Source organism: Limosilactobacillus sp. (assembly GCF_041859915.1).
Lineage (GTDB): Bacteria > Bacillota > Bacilli > Lactobacillales > Lactobacillaceae > Limosilactobacillus.
Window position 1 is genome coordinate 1 of the sequence record NZ_JBFLGB010000030.1, and the last position, 20,266, is coordinate 20,266.

Genomic DNA, 20,266 nt, shown 5'->3' on the forward strand with positions numbered 1-20,266 from the left:
CTTATCATCGGTCATTGCGTCTAATTCCTGCTTCAGCTTTGGATCGAGATTAGTCTGTTTCTTCCATACTTGGTAAGTATCTTTCCAACTCACAGTGAAGACTCCTTTGCTCTTTTCTACCTTTTAGTATACCGCAATTCACTGAACCCTGCCGCTTTTTACCTTAATTTTTACTAAAGTTTTACCTGAAAACAAAAGGGTACTTTCACATGAAGTACCTTTTAAAACATTATTTTAATCCACTAACGTATTGGTAGACCTGTTGACCAGCGATAGCACCATCACCAACCGCCGTTGCAATCTGACGTAATGGGGTTTCCCGAACATCCCCAATCGCAAAGATTCCCGGTACTTTAGTCTTCATCAGATTATCGGTCTTTACCCAGCCCTGATCATCTAAAATTCCCAAGTTTTGGAAAGGTTTAGTCATCGGGTAAGAACCAACATAAATAAAGATCCCATCGGCCGCCATCTCACCGTCTTCACCGGTCTGGTTGTTATGAGTCTTAACCCCGGTCACTTTAACTTTATTACCAACGATTTCGGTTATGCTGGTGTTAAAAATAAATTCCATTTTCTGGTTTTGCTTGGCCTCTTCCTGCATCATTGGTTGAGCACGCAGTTTATTACTCCGCACTAGGACGGTAACCTTGCTAGCCAATTGGGTTAAATACATTCCTTCTTCAACAGCTGAATCACCACCACCAACAACAATCAAATGCAGGCCCTTAAAGAAGGCTCCGTCACAAACGGCACAATAGGAAACACCCTTGCCACTAAATTCTTCCTCACCTGGAACATTCAAGTGGCGTTGGCCAGAACCGGTGGCGATCACAACCGCCTTAGCAATAAAGGTATCACCCATATCAGTAGTTACCTCTTTAGTTTGACCCTGATCTTCTAGTTTAGTGACTGTTCCATAAGCATACTGGGCCCCAAACTGGGTCGCCCCTTCATACATTTTTTTGGCCAGGTCCGGTCCCTTTACGTTCTTAAAGCCAGTATAGTTTTCAATGGTTGCAGTATTATTTAAGTTGCCTCCATAGATTCCTCGATCGAGTATTAATACCGACAGATTCGCTCGAGAAGCATACATTGCCGCGGTTAAGCCACCGGGCCCCGCACCAATCACCACAACGTCATAATGCTTTTCTTCTGCCATTCGTAATCCTCCCTCTATCAATTTAATGATTATCATACCCACTAATAATTCACTTGTCTATAGATATGCTTACTTTTTACAAGTGAAAGTGCAATAAAAAAGAATCAGCAAATAAACAACTGATTCTTTTTTATTTTAATTATTTTTTACTGTTCTTTTTATCTTCAGCTGTCAATTTAGCGCCAAGCTGTTTGATATAAGTGCGCAACTCATCCTTAACCTGGGGGTGACGCAAGCCATATTCAATGTTGGTCTTAACCCAACCAAACTTATTACCAACGTCGTAACGATCACCCTTGTATTCCCGAGCAAAGACCCGTTGTGTTTGGTTCAGGGTATCAATGGCGTCAGTCAGCTGGATTTCGTTGCCTTTGCCTGGCTTAGTCTTAGCCAAAACATCAAAGATTTCTGGAGTAAAGACGTAACGACCAATGATCGCCAGGTCACTTGGAGCATCCTTCGGGGCTGGTTTTTCAACAAAACTCGTCACGTTGTAAAGGCCTGGAGTAACTTCCCTGCTGGGGTTAATTACACCATACTTAGCAGTGTCTTTATGTGGTACCCGCATAACAGCCAGGGTAGAAGCACCCGTCTGCTGATAGCTTTCAATTAATTGCTTAGTCAACGGTTCACCGGTGTTGTTGATGTTGTTCAAGTCATCACCAAGCATTACGACAAATGGTTCGTCACCGATGAAGTCCCGAGCAGTTAAAACCGCATCCCCGAGGCCACGCGGGTGGGACTGCCGAATAAAGTAAATGTTGATGTCGGTAGTCTCTTCGACCAACTTCAACATCTCGTTCTTGTGCTTTGCCCGCAGATTATCTTCCAATTCAGGATTAGAGTCAAAGTGATCTTCGATGGAACGTTTATTCTTACCATCAACAACCACAATGTCTTCGATACCAGACTTACGAGCTTCCTCAACAATAAACTGAATAGTTGGTTTATCAACAATTGGCAGCATTTCCTTAGCTAAAGCCTTGGTTGCTGGGAGGAAACGAGTCCCCAAGCCGGCCGCCGGAATGATTGCCTTTCTAACACGTCTCATAACTAAAAGTCCTTTCCATAATTTCAATCTCTCTTAAAAAGGTCCGATTGTATTTTACCATATTTATTCCACTTCAGAGGTCAGATCTCGATTCATCAGTTGAGAAATTGCGGTTTTAATGCTTTCACCCTGGTAAAGAACTCGGTACAAGGCATCAGTGATTGGCATTTTTACCTGGCGCTTTTTACTCAGTTCATAGGCAGCCTTAGTAGTATAAACTCCTTCGATTACCATTCCCATGTTCTTGATCACGTCATCCAGGGCTTGGCCTTGACCAAGTTGGTAACCGGCTCGCCAATTCCGTGAGTTTTTACTGGTAGCGGTAACGATTAGGTCCCCAACCCCAGACAGGCCAATGAAGGTCATTGGATTGGCGCCAAAAGCTACGCCAAGACGCCGAATTTCTGCCAGGCCCCGGGTAATCAAGGCCGCCCGGGCATTGTCATGATAACCGAGGCCTTGTAAGGCACCGGCACCAATGGCAATGATGTTCTTTAAAGCACCACCAAATTCGACCCCGATCACGTCATTATTAGTATAAATCCGGAAATAGTGGTTACTAAAGAGCCGTTGGACCTTTTCTGCATCAGCCAAGTTAGCACAGGCTGCAGTAACAGCAGTCATATCCTTGATCGCGACGGATTCGGCATGACTCGGCCCGGATAGTACTACCACATCGCGACAATGTTCAGGAGCAACTTCTTCTCTAATCATCTCAGATGGCCGCTTATAGGTGTTTTGCTCCAATCCCTTGGTAGCATGAACAATCAAGGACTGTTGGTTAAGTTCAGCCAACACAGCGTTGAGCTTATGTGAAACTTCCCGCAAGCCCTTAGTCGGAATCGCAATCAAAATAACATCAGCACCCGTAACGGCGGCCTTCATATCCGCTGTAGCCTGTAAAGCAGGTGAATAAGTAAAATTCTTCATGTAAGCAGGGTTGATATGGTCAGTATTCAACTGGTCAACCTGTGTCTGGTCACGTGACCAAAGTTGGACATCATGGCCATTCTCTACCAACATGTTTGCCAGTACACTCCCCCAAGAACCTGCACCGAGTACTGCTATTTTTTCAGTCATAATATCTCTCCTTAATTAAATGCTACTTTGAATGCTCATACCAAGGAACCGTTCCTCGTCGTCGCCGAATAATTAGTAAGCCTAAGGCAACGATGAAGAAAACTAGTGACAACAACTGCGACACACGAATGACACTGCCAAGCATTAAACTATCGGTCCGCATTCCCTCAATAAAGAAACGACCGAAAGAATACCACATGACATAGGTTAAAAATACTTCACCACGACGAAATAGGTGGCGGCGGTGACGTAAGCTAACCAGCAAGACAAAGCCCAGCAGGTCCCAAAGTGACTCGTACAAAAAGGTTGGTACCCGATAATGACCACCAATATCCATCTGTTGAATAATCCAACCCGGAATATGCTGAGCCACTAAGGCTGCCCGAGTGGTAACTACCCCAAAGGCTTCCTGGTTCATAAAGTTGCCCCACCGGCCAATTCCCTGAGCCAGGATCACCGTCGGGGCAATCACGTCTAACATCTGCCAAAATGAAAGGTGCCGCGACCGACACAAAAAGTAAAGAACGATAAAACCACCGATAATCGCCCCATAGATGGCAATTCCTCCGTCCCAGATAGCAATAATTTCTCCAGGATGGGCAGCATAATAGGACCACTGAAAAGTCACATAGTAAAGTCGAGCGCAGATGATCGCAATTGGTAAGGCCCAGAGGAGATAGTCATAAAAATAGTCCTCCGAGATTTCTTGTCTTCGACCTTCGCGGACAGCTAACCAAAGGGCTAACATCACCCCCGTCGCAATGATCACCCCATACCAGTGGATTTCAAAGGGACCAAATTGTAAGGCAATTGGGTTAAGAGCCGCTTTTAGTGTCATTCCCATTAATTTTGATCCTTCTTCTTACTATCACGGGCAGAATTTTCCCTAATTAACTTATTTAAATTACGGTCAAAGGTCTTAGTAGCGTCATAACCCATCGTTTCGGCACGGTAGTTCATTGCCGCGGACTCGATGATAATTGCCAGGTTTCGACCAGTCTTAACCGGAACTGAAACCTTCGGAATGATAACTCCCTGAATGGTCTGGGTATCACCCCGGTCACCCAACCGGTCAAACTTAACATCTGGTGTCCACGTTTCAAGGTGCACGATCAGGTTAATGTTATCATCAGGCATAATCGCCCCAGTCCCGTACAGCGTCGAGACATCAATAATTCCGATTCCCCGAATTTCCATCAGGTGTTTTAAGATCGCCGGTGCCGTTCCAATCAAGGTTTGTTCATCCCGGGCATAGACTTCCACCCGGTCATCGGCAACCAACCGGTGACCCCGTCGGACTAATTCCAAAGCGGTTTCACTCTTCCCTACCCCAGAATCACCGGTAATCAAGACACCAACCCCATTGATGTCAACCAGGACACCGTGCATTGACTTCCGGGGGGCAAGCCGTCCTAACAAGTAAGAAGTCATGTTAGAAAGAATCTGTGATGAGGTTAAGTGGGTTCCCAGAATAGGAATGTTAGCATCGGCCGCTGCCTTTTTTAGTTCGGGTGGAATTGGCAGGTTAGTAGAAATAACAAAACATGGCGTCTGAGGTGTACACATCTTGGTCATGTACTTAACCATCTTTTCATGAGTCAGGTCCTTGGAAAAAGAGGTTTCAGTAATTCCCAATAATTGAATCCGCAAGGCCGGGTAATGCTTAAAATAACCAGCAAATTCCAGCGCCGGTCGGGAAATATCACTGGTCGTAATCGGCCGGTCGAGATATTCTTTCCCTTGCAAGACCCTCAAACGGACCTTATCAACTAATTCTTGAACCGTAACGTGGCTTGGCACAATTATTCACTCCTTTAATAGCTATTTTCTTGATGATCAGTAATAATGGTGTTGCAGATCGACATAATGATGGCAATCAGCATCGCACTCCAAAAAGAGGAGAAGTGAAACATGTCCGAGCCAACAAACATCGAGGTCAGTTGAAGCATCACGCCATTGATCACGATACTAAACAACCCGAGGGTTAAGATATTGATCGGTAACGACAAAATTACTAAAACCGGTTTAACCAGCACATTAAGAATCGCCAAGATAAAGCTCGCCAATAAAGCAATCCAGGCACTACTAATATAGAACATTCCCGTCCCGGCAAAGAGACCGGCAAGGGCAATGAACAGAATAGTATCAATTAATACGCGCTTCCAAAATCCCATTATGATCGCCTGTTTCTTTTAATATCTTTTTCTTCTACGTTCTTTAGCTGACGACGAGATTGTGAATGATGGTTATCCTGGTTAATTTGCCGATTAAAGTCATTGAAAGCTTGAAAGATCCCCATGATCCCCGGATGAGCAGGATCCGGTGGGATAATGATCAATAAAATCAGGTAGATAATTATTCCCGGCATGACTGCGGTCAAAATCGTTAAAATAGCGTAGATCACCCGAAGAATATTTGGTGAAATATGGAAGTATTTCCCCATACCACCAAAAACGCCTCCCAAGATCCGGTCAGAAGCTGATCGGGTCAAACGACGATGACGACTTTCACGCATGGGCACCATCTCCTTTTTAATTTAATCTTACTTGCTTTTTTTGCTAACCGCAATTACCCTATTGCGGATTTTTTTGACTCAGTTTCCACTGCAGGTAGGCATTAATAAAAGGGTCCAAATCCCCATCCATAACCGATTGAATGTCATGAGTTTCATGGCCACTTCGGTTATCCTTAACCAAAGTATACGGGTGGAAGACATACGAACGAATCTGGGATCCCCAGCCGATATCTAACTGTTCACCTTCAATTTCGGCCCGCTTTTTGGCCTTCTTTTCTTCCTCCAGTTCATACAGCTTGGATTTCAGCATATTCATCGCAGTCACCCGGTTTTGCAGCTGGGAACGTTCCGCCTGGGATGAAGTAACAATCCCGGTTGGAATGTGAGTAATCCGAACAGCTGATTCGGTCTTGTTAATATGCTGACCACCGGCTCCACTAGAACGGAAGGTATCAACCCGCAGGTCAGAAGGATCAATCTTAATGTTGACACTTTCATCTAGTTCTGGCATTACATCAACCGAAGCAAAGGAGGTGTGACGCCGACCAGCCGCGTCAAACGGTGAAATCCGGACCAATCGGTGAACACCTTTTTCACTACGCAGGTAACCAAAGGCGTTATGCCCCTTAATCAAGAGGGTCACACTCTTGATGCCAGCTTCATCACCGGCCTCATAGTTAGCCGTCTCTACCTTAAAGCCGTGCTGTTCGGCCCAGCGAACATACATCCGCAAGAGCATGGACCCCCAGTCCTGGGCTTCGGTCCCCCCGGCACCAGGGTGAATTTCAAGAATGGCATTTTTTGCATCATATTCACCATCTAATAACTGGTTGAGCCGGTATTGTTCCAAGGCCTTCTTAGTCTTAGTAAAGGACTGGTCAAATTCTTTCTGCAAGTCGGCATCGGGTCCCATTTCAAGAAGCTCAATGTTGGTTTGCAGGTTAGCAATCGAGTCACGCAGGTGGACATAAGTATCTCGCTTACCCTTGAGTTCATTGTTAGCATTAATGACCTTTTGTGCCGCTTCATTGTCGTTCCAAAAATCCGGCTGGGCCATTTTTTGCTCATTTTCTGCGATGCTTTCGTCTAGCGCATCGAGGTCAAAGCGACCTCCCGAAGCGGGCAACATCTTGTTGCATTGCTTCTACTTGTTTTTTTGCTTCACTTAATTCCACAACAAAGCCTCCATAATAAATGGACGGCAGCGGTACCGCCATGGGTTACCTTGCTGCCGTACCTAAATTTAATAGCAATTAACTAATTTAATTTTAACGGGTAACATTTTGCCGAATCTCGGACTTCATGAAAAGCCGGGTCGTTTCGTACTCAATGTCGGCAATCATCTGTTCAAACATATGATAACCAGCCGTCTGGTATTCAACCAATGGGTTCAATTGCCCATACCCTCGCAGACCAACCGATTGTCGGAACTGATCCATTACATCAATGTGATCAGTCCAGTGCGAATCGACCACCCGCAAGAGAACAACCTTTTCAAATTCCAACATTTGAGCTGGGTCATAAAGCTGCTTTTGCTTATCCTTATAGACTGCTTTAGCATAACCCATCAGGAAATCAATGATCTGATCCTTGGATTTTCCCTTCAGATCGGCCACCGTAATCGTATTCGGCTTAACAAGGACTTCCTCAGCAAAGTCAATAATTCCTTGCAGGTCCCAGTCTTTTTGTTCACCCAGCGTATGCTGTTCAACTTCACGCTGAATTGTCCGCTTAAAGATTGGCATTAAAACCCACTTAAGCGATTTCTTCTCGGTAATCACTTGTTGACGTTCCTTATAGATGATTTCACGCTGTTCACGCATCACATCATCATACTGAAGAACATTCTTCCGTGAGTCATAGTTGTTCCCTTCAACCCGCTTCTGAGCAGACTCTACTTGACGGGTCAGGAACCGACTCTTGATGACCGCATCATCACCTTCAACCTTCATCCGTTTCAGGAAGTTCTTAATTCGATCACCACCGAACCGCTTCATCAGGTCATCTTCTAGTGACAGGTAGAACTGGGACATACCCGGATCACCTTGCCGACCGGAACGACCACGCAGCTGATTATCAATTCGCCGAGATTCGTGTCGTTCGGTCCCAATTACGGCCAAACCACCAAGCTCTCGAACACCAGGGCCCAGCTTAATGTCAGTCCCCCGTCCGGCCATGTTGGTGGCAATCGTGACGGCACCCTTTTGACCGGCGTTCTTGATAATTTCAGCTTCCTTGGCGTGGTTCTTAGCGTTTAAGACCACGTGAGGAATATGCTCCTTATCCAATAACTTGGACAGGTATTCAGAAGTTTCAACGGCCACGGTTCCGACTAGGATCGGTTGGCCCTTGGCGTGTAACTTCTTGATTCGTTGAACAACGGCGTGAAACTTACTCTTAAGAGTTGGGTACAAGAGATCTGGTTCATCTTTTCGAATGACCGGCTTGTTAGTCGGAATCGTAATTGTTTCCATGTTGTAAATTTCACGGAACTCTTCCTGCTCCGTCTTAGCGGTCCCTGTCATCCCGGCTAACTTGTTATACATTCGGAAGAGGTTCTGGTAGGTGATATTAGCCATCGTCTTGTTCTCTTCCTGAATCTCGACGCCTTCCTTGGCTTCAATTGCCTGGTGAAGGCCATCGGAGAAGCGCCGGCCTTGCATTACCCGACCGGTGAATGAATCAACAATCAAGACCTCACCATCGGAAACCACGTAATCCTTGTCCCGGTGCATGATGTAATTGGCTCGCAATGCTTGATCCAAGTGGTGGGTCAATGGCGTGTTTTGAGGGTCATACAGGTTTTGTAAGTTAAAGTATTTCTCAGCTTTTTGAATACCGGCATCGGTCAAGGCTACAGTCTTGGATTCAAGGTCAACTTTGTAATCAACCTTATCCTTAAGCTGTTTAACGAACCGGTCAGTCTGCTTGTAAAGCTTTGACGTTCCTGTCCCCGGCCCAGAAATAATTAGTGGTGTCCGGGCTTCATCAATCAAGATAGAATCAACTTCATCGACAATTGCATAATTCAATCCCCGTTGAACCTGGTCTTCCTTATAGACGGCCATGTTATCACGTAAGTAGTCGAACCCGATCTCACTATTAGTAGAATACATGATATCGGCCTTGTAGGCTTCACGTTTTTGATCAGGGCTCATCTCGGAATTGTTGATGCCCACACTGCAACCTAACCAGTTGTAAAGCTGACCCATTTCAGTGGCATCACGCTTTGACAGGTATTCATTGACCGTAATAACGTGAACCCCTTTGCCAGACAAGGAGTTTAGATAAACCGGCATGGTTGCCGTCAGGGTCTTCCCTTCACCAGTCTTCATTTCAGCAATATTACCTTCGTGCAGAACAATTCCACCCATAATTTGAACATGGAATGGGTAGAGGCCCAACACTCGTTTAGCTCCTTCTCGGGCAACCGCAAACGCTTCCGGCAGCAAATCATCTAACGATTCACCCTTTTGGTAACGTTGACGGAATTCAGGAGTCTTGGCCTTCAGCTGGTCATCAGTCATTGCCGCCATCGGTTTTGCATATGCTTCAACTTTATTCGCAATTTTATCAATCCGTCGCAATTCACGGCGGTCACTTTCAATCCATTTTTTTAAAATATTGGCCATAAAAGCGTCCTTCCTAATTCACTAGCTCGAGCTAAAAATAATTAAAAAAGTGCTACTCAAGCCAATTATACTTTCATTCTAACTTATGTAATTCTACCACGTTCACAATAGTTTGAAAACTAAACTGATTGAGCATTATAAACACAAAAGGGATCACGGCAAATCACCATAATCCCCTCTACAAAATAAGTCAAAGCAACCCATTTAACCGTCTTTTTTATTCAGCCTCAATTAGACCGTAACGGCCATCTTTCCGACGATAAACAATACTCGTGCCATTAGTCTCGGCATCTTGGAAAACAAAGAAATCGTGTCCTAGCATATCCATTTGTAGAACCGCTTCTTCAGGATCCATTGGTTTCAAGGAAACTTGCTTGGTCCGAACAATCTTCAGATCATCAGTGCTAGTAGAATCATCGTCTCCCGGAACAAATTCTAGGTTCTTAAAGCCCTTCTCACGGGACTTCCGATTAACCTTCGTTTTGTACTTCCGAATTTGACGTTCAAGCTTATCGGTAACCAAGTCAACACTACCATACATATCATTAGAGGTTTCTTCTGCCCGTAATGTTAAGTATGGCAAAGGAATAGTTACTTCAACCTTGTAAGTCCGATTTGGGTATACTTTTAAGTTTACATGAGCAGTTGCTTCAACACTGTCCTCAAAGAACTTTTGCAATTTGCTAATCCGTTTAACAACGTAGTTCCGAATGGATTCAGTAACCTCGACATTTTCACCACGAATATTGAATTTTAACATCAAACATCTCTCCTTTCAGTCCAAGCAATCGCTTGATCTGATATCAGAAGGACCACTCTTCTCATATCCTATCTTCATTATAGTGTAGTTCTGATCAATTAACAAACCGTTTTCAAAATCCTTTAGCCTTCTTTAACGAGCCAAAGAAAGGCTTAAAATTTCCCGACAGCCAGCTTGCTTAACCAAATTAGCAGCATGATAAAGGGTTCGACCGGTTGTGTAGATGTCATCTACTAACAAGACCTTCTTGTCCCGTACCACCGTTGGATCAGTTAAACGAAAAGGCTGCGGAGTTGCTAAGCGCTGTTGACGGGTCTTACACGATTGAGCCACCTTATCTTGGGCCCGGTGATTCAAGACATTAGTGACCGTTGTTTGACCAAGCAGGCCCAAGACCTGGTTAAAGCCCCGGGTTGCCATGGTAGTAGCGGTTACCGGAATGGGAATTATCAAATCTGCATGGTAGCTTTGTACTTGGCGGCAGAATACCCCTTGGAAAACCTGACGTAAGCGGTAGTCACCCTGGAATTTATAGCGCCGCATGAATTCCTTCATCGCCTCATTATAAGTATAGAGAGCGGTGTGGTGAAGATGCCAACCATACTGTTGTGTCCAACGTTGACATTCTGGGCAAAGGTGGTTGCTTGATTGTGGACGACTACACCCCGGGCATGCTGCTGCAGGGTCAATTTTGGTAAAACTTTTTGCACATTTTGAACAGATGATTGGAAAAGGCAGGGGTGCTAGCCTCACTAAGTCCAAAATGCTCAGGCGGTAGTTAAGTGGGGCGTTACAAAGTAAGCAATTCATTTCTGGAGCGCCCGCCCCTTTCGATTCATAAATTGAATTTGACGCATTGCCGTTCGCACTCGCCGACAAGAGCCATTAACCCAAAAGAGAACCTTACCGGTAGGACGACTAGCGGCACGACCAGCCCGTCCAGCAATTTGTACCAAAGCCGCAGAAGAAAAGACCGGATCATCAGCGCCCAGGACAAAAACATCAATCTCCGGAAAGGTCACACCGCGTTCCATGATGGTAGTCGTCACTAAGAAGTCATATTTACCGTCCCGCATCTTTTGAACTTTCGCTAATCGGTCCGGATCACTGGCATGAACTATTGTAAAACGCGGGCTTGTAAAATCATTTTTAACTGCCGACGCCATTTTAGGAAGGTCCCGAACATGGGGAACAAAAAGCAGAAAACGGTGACCAGCCACTAAGCTGCGGTACATTTCACACACCAAACTATGTGGTAAGTGACGCTGTTCTAAGACGTGGCGCCAGTTAATGGCAAGCCGCAAATGAATTTCCGGCAAGAGATGACCATGGTAACGCAGGGGGAGGTAGGTAACCGCTAACTGTTTTGCCCGAACTTGCCGCAATAGTGCCTTTCCGGGTGTTGCCGTTAAATAAAGGCAGCCGCCCGCCTGCTTGACCGCTTGACTAGTGGCATACAGTAAAGCAGGATTAGCCGCATAGGGAAAAGCATCGACCTCATCTACCACCAAATTATCAAAGGCATGGTAAAAGCGCAATAACTGGTGAGTCGTACAGACGGTCAATTGGGCATAATGATAGGGCTGCTTTTGACGACCATGAAGAAGCACCATCTCAGTGTTTTGAAAGGCAGTCTGCAAACGAGGATAAAGCTCTAAGCAGACGTCCACTCGTGGTGAAGCAATTGCCAGGCGTTCACCATGCTCTAATGCCATTGCTAAGCCATGAAACATCATCTCTGTCTTGCCGGCTCCAGTGACCGCCCATAATAGTTGATGACGATGAGCAGCCATTCCCGCTGTTACCGCCGTCGCGGCTCGTTCTTGAAACACCGACAAATGACCATGCCAAGTCAAAACTGGTTTAACGACCCGAAATTGATTTGGCTCTGGAACATGATAAAATTTATTTAACGTACTGACCCGGCCTAAGTTAATACAGTGGGGACAGTAAAATTCACCATTAGGAAGGGCGGCTACCCTTTTCGCTGTGCGCTGACCGCAACGCCAACATAGAATTTCTGACCCACAATCCTTAATTGTCGGTAAAACCTGGACAGGTGGTGATGGTGGCCCTGATTGCCAAGTTGGTCGGTCAACCAGGACCCGTCGTCCAAAATACTCACTTAATTTCATTATTATCCCCCCTACTTAATCAAGTACGGAAAATAAATCTTTAAGCACGAAAGAAGTCTTTCCATGACAGAACCATTTCTTACAATTGCCAAAAATACCAGTTTTGAACTAGTAATCAAGAAGTCGCGCTTTATCTGCAGTCTTGGTCGAATTAATAGTGAAGATGAGGCCCAAGCTTTCATTGAAAAGGTTAAACAAGTAAATCGTAAGGCCACCCATAATTGCTTTGCTTATCTGGTCGGTGATCATGATCAGGTACAACGCGAATCAGACAACGGCGAACCTAGTGGAACCGCCGGGGTGCCGATCCTTGAATCACTTCAACTAGCAAAGCTTCACGACGTTGTTGCTGTGGTGACCCGTTACTTTGGTGGCATCAAGCTCGGTGCTGGTGGCTTAATTCGAGCTTACAGCAATGTCACCACCAATGCTGTCCACCAAGCTGGGCTAGTTCAGCGGGTCATTCAGACTGCCGTTGACATTACTGTCCCCTATGCTCAACACGACCAACTACTCTATTATTTCAAAGAGCATCATCTTGAAGTGGCCAATGAACAATATGGAGTGAATGTAGTTGTGACCGTCTTTGTTGACCAGGATGCTTGTGGTCAATTAATCGCTAACTTAACGACCCGCTTCAACAACCAACTTCAAATAAAAAAGGGGCAGCCTCGTAATCACGAGGTGCCCTACCCTGCAAAGTCCTAAGCCAGGAGAACTTCAGCAATATTTAGGATTACTAAAACAGTCAAAATGCCGCTCAACCAGCCCAGGATTACCCGCGTGTGATGATCATGGGCTTTTAATTTTTCTTGATTAAAGCCAATATAAGCGGCTAACATTAAAACACAACCAACAATACCAAAAATTCCAGAATGGAATCCGCGGTTATCAATCGAGTAACTAGCCGCAAAGACCAGGCCCACGGCAAAGAGGCCGCCGTATAACAACTGTTTTTTATCCATAACTAATTTCTCCAATTTTCAAAAATCGGTGCTCGACCATTGTCGTGACACCGATCTTTTTTATTCGTGCAGGTGATAATTGTAGCTCGAAACAATGATGTTTTCCCGGGAATTCAAAACAGCTCGCAGACGGACACTAGTCTGGTTATGCAAGATCAGCTGCCAAGGATGCTTAGGAATAAACTGGGGAACCAAAACAGTCGTCGAGTAGTTACGGGCACCAGCTCGTTTGGCAATTACATCCACAAACCGTAACGTTGGTTTAGCAATTGACCGATAGGAAGAGTGAATATCGACGAAACGAACGTCTGGATATTCGGCCTTAAACTCATTGGCCGTCTTATGTTCCTTACCAGGGTTTTCATCAAAGGAAACGTGCATAGCAATCACGTAATCACCAATTGAGCGGGCATAATTAATGGCCCCCCGTGTTACCCGGGTCACGTTTCCGACCAGGACAATCACGGTTGAACCATCGTAGTCATGCAACTGCACCTTCGTTTTCTCAGCTACCCGCAACTGGGCCGCCACTTTGGTATAGTGCGAATGAATAGCATAGAACATCCACAATAGCAGCGGCATGATAATCAGGTATGGCCAAACATTAACGAAGTGCTGCCAGAACAGGCAGATAACCAAAATCAAGGAAATTAAAGCCCCGACAAGGTTAATAAAGGCCTTGCCCAGCCATAGTCCTTGACGTTCCCGGAACCAATGAATAATCATTCCAGACTGTGACAAAGTAAATGGCACAAAGACACCAACCGCATACAATGGAATCAGCATGTTGGTCTTACCATGGAAGATCAAAATCAAGATAATGGCGCCGACAGCTAAGGAAATAATACCGTTAGAATAACCAAGTCGGTCTCCACGATCCATAAAGGCATGGGGCATATACTTATCCCTGGCCATATTAAAGGCCAAGATTGGAAAGGCCGAAAAACCGGTATTAGCAGCAACGGCTAGGATCATGGCCGTTGACAATTGCAAGAGATAGAAGCCTAGCCCGTGGCCACCAAAAATTTGGGCCGCCATCTGTGACAGAATCGTTGTCCGAGAATTAGGGATAATTCCCAAATAAAAACTAAAGAAGATAATTGCAATGAAGAAAGTAGCCAGAATGGCACTCATAATAGCCAAGGTCGTAGCAGCGTTTTTCTCTTTAGGCTTATTAAAGTTCGGTACTGCGTTGCTAACAGCCTCCACCCCGGTCAAAGATGAAGAACCGGCAGAGAATGCTCGGATGAAGAGGACAAAGGACATTCCCTGAACTGGGGTCCCATAATTGACAATTGCATGGTAATGAATATTACCAGTGATAATGTTATAACCACCCCAGATAACCATGATTGTGATCATCAGAATAAAAAAGTAAACCGGAATCGTCAAGAAATTAGCACTCTCACTCATTCCTCGTAAATTCATGATCATAATCATTAGGACAATCACAATTGCAATTGGAATTGAGAACCTGTACAACGCCGGAATTGCCGAGGTAATTGCCTCCACCCCGGAAGTTGTCGAAACCGCCACGGTTAACATATAATCAACCAAAAGCGATCCACCAGCAAAGAGTCCGCCAGTGCTTCCCCAATTACGGGTAGCGACCACATAAGCACCCCCACCACTCGGGTAAGCATGAATAATTTGTTGATATGATAGCGTAATCGCCAGCAGCAGAATCAGTACGATGACCGCAATCGGAATTGAATACCAGATAGCAGCGGCTGATAAGGTAACCAGAACAGTTGTAATCTGTTCAGGACCATAGGCGACTGACGATATAGCGTCAGACGAAAGCATCGCTAACGCCTTGAATTTGGTTAAGTGGGTTTGCCCCTCATCAAGGGTCTTCAATGGTTTCCCAATTAACACACGTTTAAGGTAGCGCCACATCTCTTTTTTCCTCCCAACTTATCTGAAATTTATCAGTATGTTGAAAATCAATTTAACTAATAGTTACCCCGTTTGGATAACTGAATAATATTATAATCTATTCACTGAGATTGCAACAAGCATTCTGAACCCTTTTTCATTTACTAGGACAAATTCTGATTAAAGTTTAACCCGTTGGTTGACCTTTTCGGCAATTGGATCCATCTGTGGTAAATGACTATGGGTCCCCCACCAGTAGAAAAGCAATGAAGCTACAATAATCACTAAGAAATCCCACGGGTATTGAATCCAATTATGGCCACCAAAGCCCTTGCTGCCCAGGTAAGACACCAATGAAATAAAAACTAGGTAGGTCAATAACCAGGCACTACTCTTTAGTTGCTGCCCCCATTTAGAATGCCGGTAGCGAAGCTCATAATAAAGATAGATTGGCAAGCCCAGGGCAATTACAATTATTACCTGGATGGTCGTCGGCCACATTGTCCAGTAAATTGCCAGGCTGGTAAGTACGAAGGCAATTGGCGCTAACCAGGACATATAATGCGGTGCAAACGGTCGTTTTAAGTCCGGACGCATCTTACGCAGGGCGATTACCGTTACTGGACCGGTCAGATAAGCAATTAAAGTTGCGCCGGTGATTACCGTGGCCAACAGACTCCAGTTGCGAAAAGTATTAACCAGAATTACCGCTAGAATAAAATCAGTTACCATGGCAAAACGGGGAATCATATAACGACGGGCCAGCCGTCCGAGCCATTGCGGTAAATGCTTGGTATGGGTCATCGCCGCTAGGGCTCGTGAAGCCGTTGCCACAAATGCTACCCCGGTGCCAAATGGTGAAACAAAGGCATCCATATAAAGGAGAATTGCTAACCAATTCATTCCTAAAAGAATGGCAATATCAGCAAAAGGTGAAGTGAAATTAATCCCATGCCAGCCACTTTTAGCTAACATAGCCGGTGCCACTGCCCCAATGAAAGCTACTTGAAGCATGATATAAATCACGGCAGTAATGATCATCGAAACTAATACTCCCCGGACAATATTTTTGCGAGGATTAACCATTTCTCCACCCATATTGATAATCGTCTGGAAGGCATCATAGGACATGATGATTCCTGAGACCGCCGCTGCTTCAAAGATTGAACGACTGCCATAGGGCATAAATGTTCCAACACTATGACCAAAATTAGCCGGATGAAAGCCACTAATTAATAACATTAAAATGGTCAAGGTTGGCAAAACGATCTTAAAAATCGAAATTAAGTTTGTAAAGCGGGTCATTAACTTAACCGACCAAAAATTAATTAGGGTAAAGATCAGCATAAAGAGCACCACTACCCACATTCCACGAGCGGTAACATTGCCGTGGGCCAAAAAATGGTGGGTCCAATTTGCCCAGGACCAGGGCCAGGAACTCATATATTGAACTGAGGCTACGGCTTCCATCGGTACCAAGGTAATTAAGGAAATCCAATTTGCCCAGGCGGCAATAAAGCCAAGTAACTGGCCGTGGCTATACTGAGCATAGCGACTCATTCCGCCACTTTCTGGAAACATTGCTCCCAACTCAACATACGTTAACGCGATGGTAATAATAATCACGGCCCCCAAGATCCAGGAAATGATGGCAGCCGGGCCAGCAACTTTAGCGGCAGTACCGGCTCCAAAAAGCCAGCCAGACCCAATTAAGGAATTGAGTGCCAACATAATTCCCGAAAAGAGACTAATCCGATGCAATTTCAGTTTTTCCATTGACGATTCCTCTCTACTATAAAAATAAAGTCAACGTCTACTTTACCACATTGATTAACCTTTGAGGGCTTAAAAGAAAAGACAAATTGCCAGCATCATTTCCCGGGAAATAAGAAAACACCGTTGAGAAGATTCTTCTCAACGGTGTTTTCTATTATTTATTTAGTTTCCATCGGGCAGCTATTACATCATGCCGCCGCCCATGCCGGCACCGCCTTGTGGAGCAGCAGGAGTATTATTACCCTTGTTGTCATCAGGCTTGTCAGCAACGACAGCTTCAGTAGTTAACAGCAATGCGGCAACGGAAGCAGCATTCTGCAGAGCAGAACGGGTAACCTTAGTTGGGTCAACAATTCCTGCCTTAACCATGTCTTCAAACTTGTTGTCGGCGGCATTGTAACCAATACCAGGCTTTTCACTCTTTAATTGGTTAACAATGATGGAGCCTTCAACACCGGCGTTTTCAGCAATCTGACGAACAGGTGCTTCCAAAGCAGCCTTAACGATTTGCACACCAGTTGCTTCGTCACCAGTAGCATCAATCTTGTCTAGAGCTGGCAGAACGTTTACCAGGGCAGTACCACCACCAGGAACGAATCCTTCTTGAACAGCAGCCCGGGTAGCGTTCAGAGCATCTTCAATCCGGTACTTCTTTTCCTTCATTTCAGTTTCGGTAGCAGCACCAACCCGAACAACGGCAACACCGCCAGAAAGTTTAGCCAAACGTTCTTGCAGCTTGTCCTTGTCGAAGTCAGAAGTTGTCTTATCAATAGCTTGCTTGATTTGATCAACCCGTTCAGCAATGGCTTCCTTAGCACCAGCACCGTCAACAATCGTGGTGTTGTCCTTTGTAACCGTAACCTTATTAGCTTGACCTAATTGATCAACCGTAGCATCCTTTAGGTTCATGCCCAGGTCATCGGAAATAACAGTACCACCAGTCAAAACGGCGATATCTTGCAGTTGAGCCTTCCGACGGTCACCAAAGCCAGGGGCCTTAACAGCAGCAACGTTGAAGGTACCACGAATCTTGTTCAATACCAAGGTTGGCAGTGCTTCACCGGTAATGTCATCAGCAATGATCAATAATGCCCGACCTTCTTGGACAACCTTTTGCAGTAATGGAAGGATATCCTGAATATTGGAGATCTTCTTATCAGTAATCAGAATGTATGGGTTGTCAAGGTCGGCTTCCATCTTATCATTGTCAGTAACCATGTATTGAGACATGTAACCACGGTCAAAGCTCATTCCTTCAACAACATCAACACTAGTGTCAACACCACGGGAATCTTCAAGAGTGATAACACCATCATGGCCAACCTTTTCCATGGCGTCGGCAATCAGCTTACCAACTTCCTTGTTGTCAGCAGAAATGGAAGCAATCTGGGTAATGTCATCCTTGGTCTTAACGTCATGTGACATCTTCTTCAATGCATCAACGGCAGCCCGAGTTGCCTTGTCAATCCCACGCCGAACGCCAACTGGGTTAGCACCGGCAGTAACGTTCTTCATACCAGCGTTAACAATTGCTTGTGCCAGGACAGTTGCAGTAGTGGTACCATCACCAGCGATATCATTAGTCTTGGAAGCAACTTCGGAAACCAGTTTAGCACCCATGTTTTCAAAGTGATTTTCAAGCTCAATACTCTTAGCAATCGTTACACCATCATTCGTGATGGTTGGGTTACCATAGCTTTGTTCCAAGACAACGTTTCGGCCCTTAGGACCCATCGTTGTCTTAACAGTATCAGCTAATTTATCAACACCGCGGAGCATTTCGTTCCGTGCATCTTCAGAAAACTTAATTTCCTTTGCCATTTATTGTCACCTCATCGAATTTATTCTTTAAGCATTTAATTCAGTTGTAATTAGTCAAGAACTGCAACTAAGTCCTTTTCATGAACAACCAGGTACTTTTCACCGTTATATTCGACTTCATTGCCGGCATACTTGTCGAACAATACCCGGTCGCCTTTCTTAACAGCTGGAGCAAGCTTTTGCCCGTTGTCCAAGGTCCGTCCTTCACCAACGGCAATAACCTTTCCAGTAGTTGGCTTTTCCTTGACATTGGAAGCAAGGACAATGCCGCCAACCGTCTTTTCTTCTTCAGTTTCAGCTTTTAGAACAACGCGATCTCCTAATGGTTTTAACACGTTAATCCCTCCATCTTGTTAATCTTAATTTGTCATTTTAGCACTTAAGCCACTCAAGTGCTAACCACATTTATAACTATAACATCTTTCAGATGAATTGCAATAAAAAAGTTTGACCAAATTTGACTATTTTTATAATGAATTGTGAACTACTCGGTCATAAATGACCGAGCTTCTGGGAACACAAAGTAGTATTTAGGATATTACACTGGTATTCCAGCTACCTAACTTACAGAACTCCGTTCTTTTACCAAGGCTAGTTCCTAGCCAACGGCTTTTAATCCTTGGTGTAAGATATTAATTGCCGCATTAATATCCCGATCATGGTGCATACCACACTTAGGACAAGTCCATTTCCGGATTTTCAACGGTTTCTTACCACTGTTAAACCCGCAATTAGAACAGATTTGGCTTGTGTAATTGGGCTTCACCACGATTAATTGTTTGCCATACCAAGCACACTTATAATTCAGCATAGTCCGAAATTGATACCAACTAGCGTTGGCAATTGATTTAGCCAAATGGTGATTTTTCTGAAGGTTCTTGGTTTTCAAATCTTCAATCACAATCACGTCATAGTGTTTAACTAAATCAGTGGTCAGCTTATGCAGATAGTCTTTGCGCTGATTAGCAATTTTTTGTTGGTAACGAGCTTTAGCTATCCTAGCCCGTTGCCAGTTTTGATAGTCTTCTAGATCTTCTTTGATCGTTTTATGATTATGATTCCATTGACGAACTGCAGTTGTTACCCTGTGTTTACGCTTGGCATACTTTGACTGCCATTTGGTAGCTTGTTTTGTATACCATTTAGCACTGAAAGTACCGTACTTAACACCATCAGAGCTAATCGCTAAGTCAGCGATGCCAACGTCTAAGCCAACTGATTTACCAGTTTTCGGTAATATCTTAACCTCAGCTTCAACTTGCAGCGACAAGTAATAACGACCCGTCGGGTCATAGCTAACCGTATACCGTTTGATTTTGGCATTACCGATGTGACTAGTTTTGCTGGTTCGAATACTGCCTAGTTTAGGTAATTGAATCCGTCGCTTGGCTATTACTTTACAAGTTGATTGCCCTGTATAAGCTTGCTTAACAGCATGACGACTTTTAAACCGGGGATAACCACCACGATGTTTAAATAACATTTTGAATG

The 20,266-nt window shown here is 44.7% G+C and carries 19 protein-coding genes; 1 reads left to right on the plus strand and 18 read right to left on the minus strand.

Translation table 11 applies throughout. The annotated features are described in order from the left end of the window. Window positions 1–229 precede the first annotated feature (229 nt). From trxB to ACEYV4_RS05565, 12 genes are all read right to left on the minus strand, one after another. Entirely contained in the window at window positions 230–1,162 is a 933-nt protein-coding gene (trxB, locus tag ACEYV4_RS05510) for a thioredoxin-disulfide reductase (RefSeq protein ID WP_373842377.1), read from the minus strand. Between the two features lie 139 nt (window positions 1,163–1,301). Continuing rightward, the gene (gene galU / locus ACEYV4_RS05515; protein WP_373842378.1) at window positions 1,302–2,213 is read right to left on the minus strand and encodes a UTP--glucose-1-phosphate uridylyltransferase GalU; all 912 of its coding nucleotides are present in this window, start codon (window positions 2,211–2,213) and stop codon (window positions 1,302–1,304) included. A gap of 63 nt (window positions 2,214–2,276) precedes the next feature. Continuing rightward, window positions 2,277–3,293: an NAD(P)H-dependent glycerol-3-phosphate dehydrogenase gene (locus ACEYV4_RS05520; RefSeq protein WP_373842379.1), complete on the minus strand. Its 1,017-nt coding sequence runs from the start codon at window positions 3,291–3,293 to the stop codon at window positions 2,277–2,279. A 22-nt stretch (window positions 3,294–3,315) separates the two neighbouring features. Then, window positions 3,316–4,131 (minus strand): prolipoprotein diacylglyceryl transferase, encoded by an 816-nt coding sequence (gene lgt, locus ACEYV4_RS05525; RefSeq protein ID WP_373842395.1) that lies wholly within the window; start codon window positions 4,129–4,131, stop codon window positions 3,316–3,318. A 5-nt stretch (window positions 4,132–4,136) separates the two neighbouring features. Beyond that, on the minus strand, window positions 4,137–5,093 hold the full coding sequence (hprK, locus tag ACEYV4_RS05530) for an HPr(Ser) kinase/phosphatase (protein ID WP_373842380.1): 957 nt from the start codon (window positions 5,091–5,093) through the stop codon (window positions 4,137–4,139). 14 nt (window positions 5,094–5,107) lie between these two features. Beyond that, window positions 5,108–5,467, minus strand: a complete 360-nt coding sequence (locus tag ACEYV4_RS05535; protein ID WP_373842381.1) for a phage holin family protein — start codon at window positions 5,465–5,467, stop codon at window positions 5,108–5,110. Next, on the minus strand, window positions 5,467–5,808 hold the full coding sequence (locus ACEYV4_RS05540; RefSeq protein WP_373842382.1) for a PspC domain-containing protein: 342 nt from the start codon (window positions 5,806–5,808) through the stop codon (window positions 5,467–5,469). Before ACEYV4_RS05540 ends, ACEYV4_RS05535 begins: the two co-directional genes overlap by 1 nt. Before the next feature lie 58 nt (window positions 5,809–5,866). Continuing rightward, window positions 5,867–6,983 (minus strand): peptide chain release factor 2 gene (prfB, locus tag ACEYV4_RS05545; RefSeq protein ID WP_373842383.1). Its coding sequence is split into 2 segments (ribosomal slippage): window positions 5,867–6,910 and window positions 6,912–6,983, totalling 1,116 coding nucleotides; the frame shifts between segments, so codons are not numbered across the junction. 93 nt (window positions 6,984–7,076) lie between these two features. Next, window positions 7,077–9,440, minus strand: coding sequence for a preprotein translocase subunit SecA (gene secA / locus ACEYV4_RS05550; protein WP_373842384.1), 2,364 nt, complete (start codon window positions 9,438–9,440; stop codon window positions 7,077–7,079). A gap of 217 nt (window positions 9,441–9,657) precedes the next feature. After that, window positions 9,658–10,200 carry a ribosome hibernation-promoting factor, HPF/YfiA family gene (gene hpf, locus ACEYV4_RS05555; RefSeq protein WP_373842385.1) on the minus strand — a complete coding sequence of 181 codons (543 nt, stop codon included), beginning with the start codon at window positions 10,198–10,200 and terminating at the stop codon, window positions 9,658–9,660. Between the two features lie 132 nt (window positions 10,201–10,332). Then, on the minus strand, window positions 10,333–11,010 hold the full coding sequence (locus ACEYV4_RS05560; RefSeq protein ID WP_373842386.1) for a ComF family protein: 678 nt from the start codon (window positions 11,008–11,010) through the stop codon (window positions 10,333–10,335). Continuing rightward, window positions 11,007–12,335: a DEAD/DEAH box helicase gene (locus ACEYV4_RS05565; RefSeq protein WP_373842387.1), complete on the minus strand. Its 1,329-nt coding sequence runs from the start codon at window positions 12,333–12,335 to the stop codon at window positions 11,007–11,009. The genes ACEYV4_RS05560 and ACEYV4_RS05565 overlap by 4 nt, the downstream gene beginning before the upstream one ends. A 63-nt stretch (window positions 12,336–12,398) precedes the next feature. Between ACEYV4_RS05565 and ACEYV4_RS05570 the strand changes: the two genes are divergently transcribed. Continuing rightward, window positions 12,399–13,043: a YigZ family protein gene (locus tag ACEYV4_RS05570; RefSeq protein WP_373842388.1), complete on the plus strand. Its 645-nt coding sequence runs from the start codon at window positions 12,399–12,401 to the stop codon at window positions 13,041–13,043. Here ACEYV4_RS05570 and ACEYV4_RS05575 read toward each other — a convergent pair. The 6 genes from ACEYV4_RS05575 to ACEYV4_RS05600 form a co-directional block, all read right to left on the minus strand. Then, the gene (locus ACEYV4_RS05575) at window positions 13,040–13,300 is read right to left on the minus strand and encodes a hypothetical protein (RefSeq protein ID WP_373842389.1); all 261 of its coding nucleotides are present in this window, start codon (window positions 13,298–13,300) and stop codon (window positions 13,040–13,042) included. The two genes, ACEYV4_RS05570 and ACEYV4_RS05575, sit on opposite strands and share 4 nt — an antisense overlap. Before the next feature lie 60 nt (window positions 13,301–13,360). Further along, on the minus strand, window positions 13,361–15,199 hold the full coding sequence (locus tag ACEYV4_RS05580) for an APC family permease (RefSeq protein ID WP_373842390.1): 1,839 nt from the start codon (window positions 15,197–15,199) through the stop codon (window positions 13,361–13,363). Between the two features lie 159 nt (window positions 15,200–15,358). Then, window positions 15,359–16,954 (minus strand): APC family permease, encoded by a 1,596-nt coding sequence (locus tag ACEYV4_RS05585; RefSeq protein ID WP_373842391.1) that lies wholly within the window; start codon window positions 16,952–16,954, stop codon window positions 15,359–15,361. A 183-nt stretch (window positions 16,955–17,137) separates the two neighbouring features. Continuing rightward, the gene (gene groL, locus ACEYV4_RS05590; protein WP_373842392.1) at window positions 17,138–18,775 is read right to left on the minus strand and encodes a chaperonin GroEL; all 1,638 of its coding nucleotides are present in this window, start codon (window positions 18,773–18,775) and stop codon (window positions 17,138–17,140) included. 50 nt (window positions 18,776–18,825) lie between these two features. Further along, complete coding sequence (gene groES / locus ACEYV4_RS05595; RefSeq protein ID WP_373842393.1) at window positions 18,826–19,110, minus strand: co-chaperone GroES; 285 nt, start codon at window positions 19,108–19,110, stop codon at window positions 18,826–18,828. 263 nt (window positions 19,111–19,373) lie between these two features. Then, on the minus strand, window positions 19,374–20,266 hold an 893-nt coding region (locus tag ACEYV4_RS05600; protein WP_373842394.1), incomplete at its 5' end, for an RNA-guided endonuclease TnpB family protein.

What these genes read in the sequence shown, in the direction of transcription:
- ACEYV4_RS05570 (WP_373842388.1), top strand. Translation starts at nt 12,399, where the DNA reads ATGACAGAACCATTTCTTACAATTGCCAAAAATACCAGTTTTGAACTA.
- ACEYV4_RS05535 (WP_373842381.1), bottom strand. Translation starts at nt 5,467, where the DNA reads ATGGGATTTTGGAAGCGCGTATTAATTGATACTATTCTGTTCATTGCC.
- galU (WP_373842378.1), bottom strand. Translation starts at nt 2,213, where the DNA reads ATGAGACGTGTTAGAAAGGCAATCATTCCGGCGGCCGGCTTGGGGACT.
- ACEYV4_RS05575 (WP_373842389.1), bottom strand. Translation starts at nt 13,300, where the DNA reads ATGGATAAAAAACAGTTGTTATACGGCGGCCTCTTTGCCGTGGGCCTG.
- ACEYV4_RS05520 (WP_373842379.1), bottom strand. Translation starts at nt 3,293, where the DNA reads ATGACTGAAAAAATAGCAGTACTCGGTGCAGGTTCTTGGGGGAGTGTA.
- ACEYV4_RS05580 (WP_373842390.1), bottom strand. Translation starts at nt 15,199, where the DNA reads ATGTGGCGCTACCTTAAACGTGTGTTAATTGGGAAACCATTGAAGACC.
- ACEYV4_RS05565 (WP_373842387.1), bottom strand. Translation starts at nt 12,335, where the DNA reads ATGAAATTAAGTGAGTATTTTGGACGACGGGTCCTGGTTGACCGACCA.
- groL (WP_373842392.1), bottom strand. Translation starts at nt 18,775, where the DNA reads ATGGCAAAGGAAATTAAGTTTTCTGAAGATGCACGGAACGAAATGCTC.
- hpf (WP_373842385.1), bottom strand. Translation starts at nt 10,200, where the DNA reads ATGTTAAAATTCAATATTCGTGGTGAAAATGTCGAGGTTACTGAATCC.
- ACEYV4_RS05560 (WP_373842386.1), bottom strand. Translation starts at nt 11,010, where the DNA reads ATGAATTGCTTACTTTGTAACGCCCCACTTAACTACCGCCTGAGCATT.
- ACEYV4_RS05540 (WP_373842382.1), bottom strand. Translation starts at nt 5,808, where the DNA reads ATGCGTGAAAGTCGTCATCGTCGTTTGACCCGATCAGCTTCTGACCGG.
- ACEYV4_RS05585 (WP_373842391.1), bottom strand. Translation starts at nt 16,954, where the DNA reads ATGGAAAAACTGAAATTGCATCGGATTAGTCTCTTTTCGGGAATTATG.
- lgt (WP_373842395.1), bottom strand. Translation starts at nt 4,131, where the DNA reads ATGACACTAAAAGCGGCTCTTAACCCAATTGCCTTACAATTTGGTCCC.
- trxB (WP_373842377.1), bottom strand. Translation starts at nt 1,162, where the DNA reads ATGGCAGAAGAAAAGCATTATGACGTTGTGGTGATTGGTGCGGGGCCC.
- secA (WP_373842384.1), bottom strand. Translation starts at nt 9,440, where the DNA reads ATGGCCAATATTTTAAAAAAATGGATTGAAAGTGACCGCCGTGAATTG.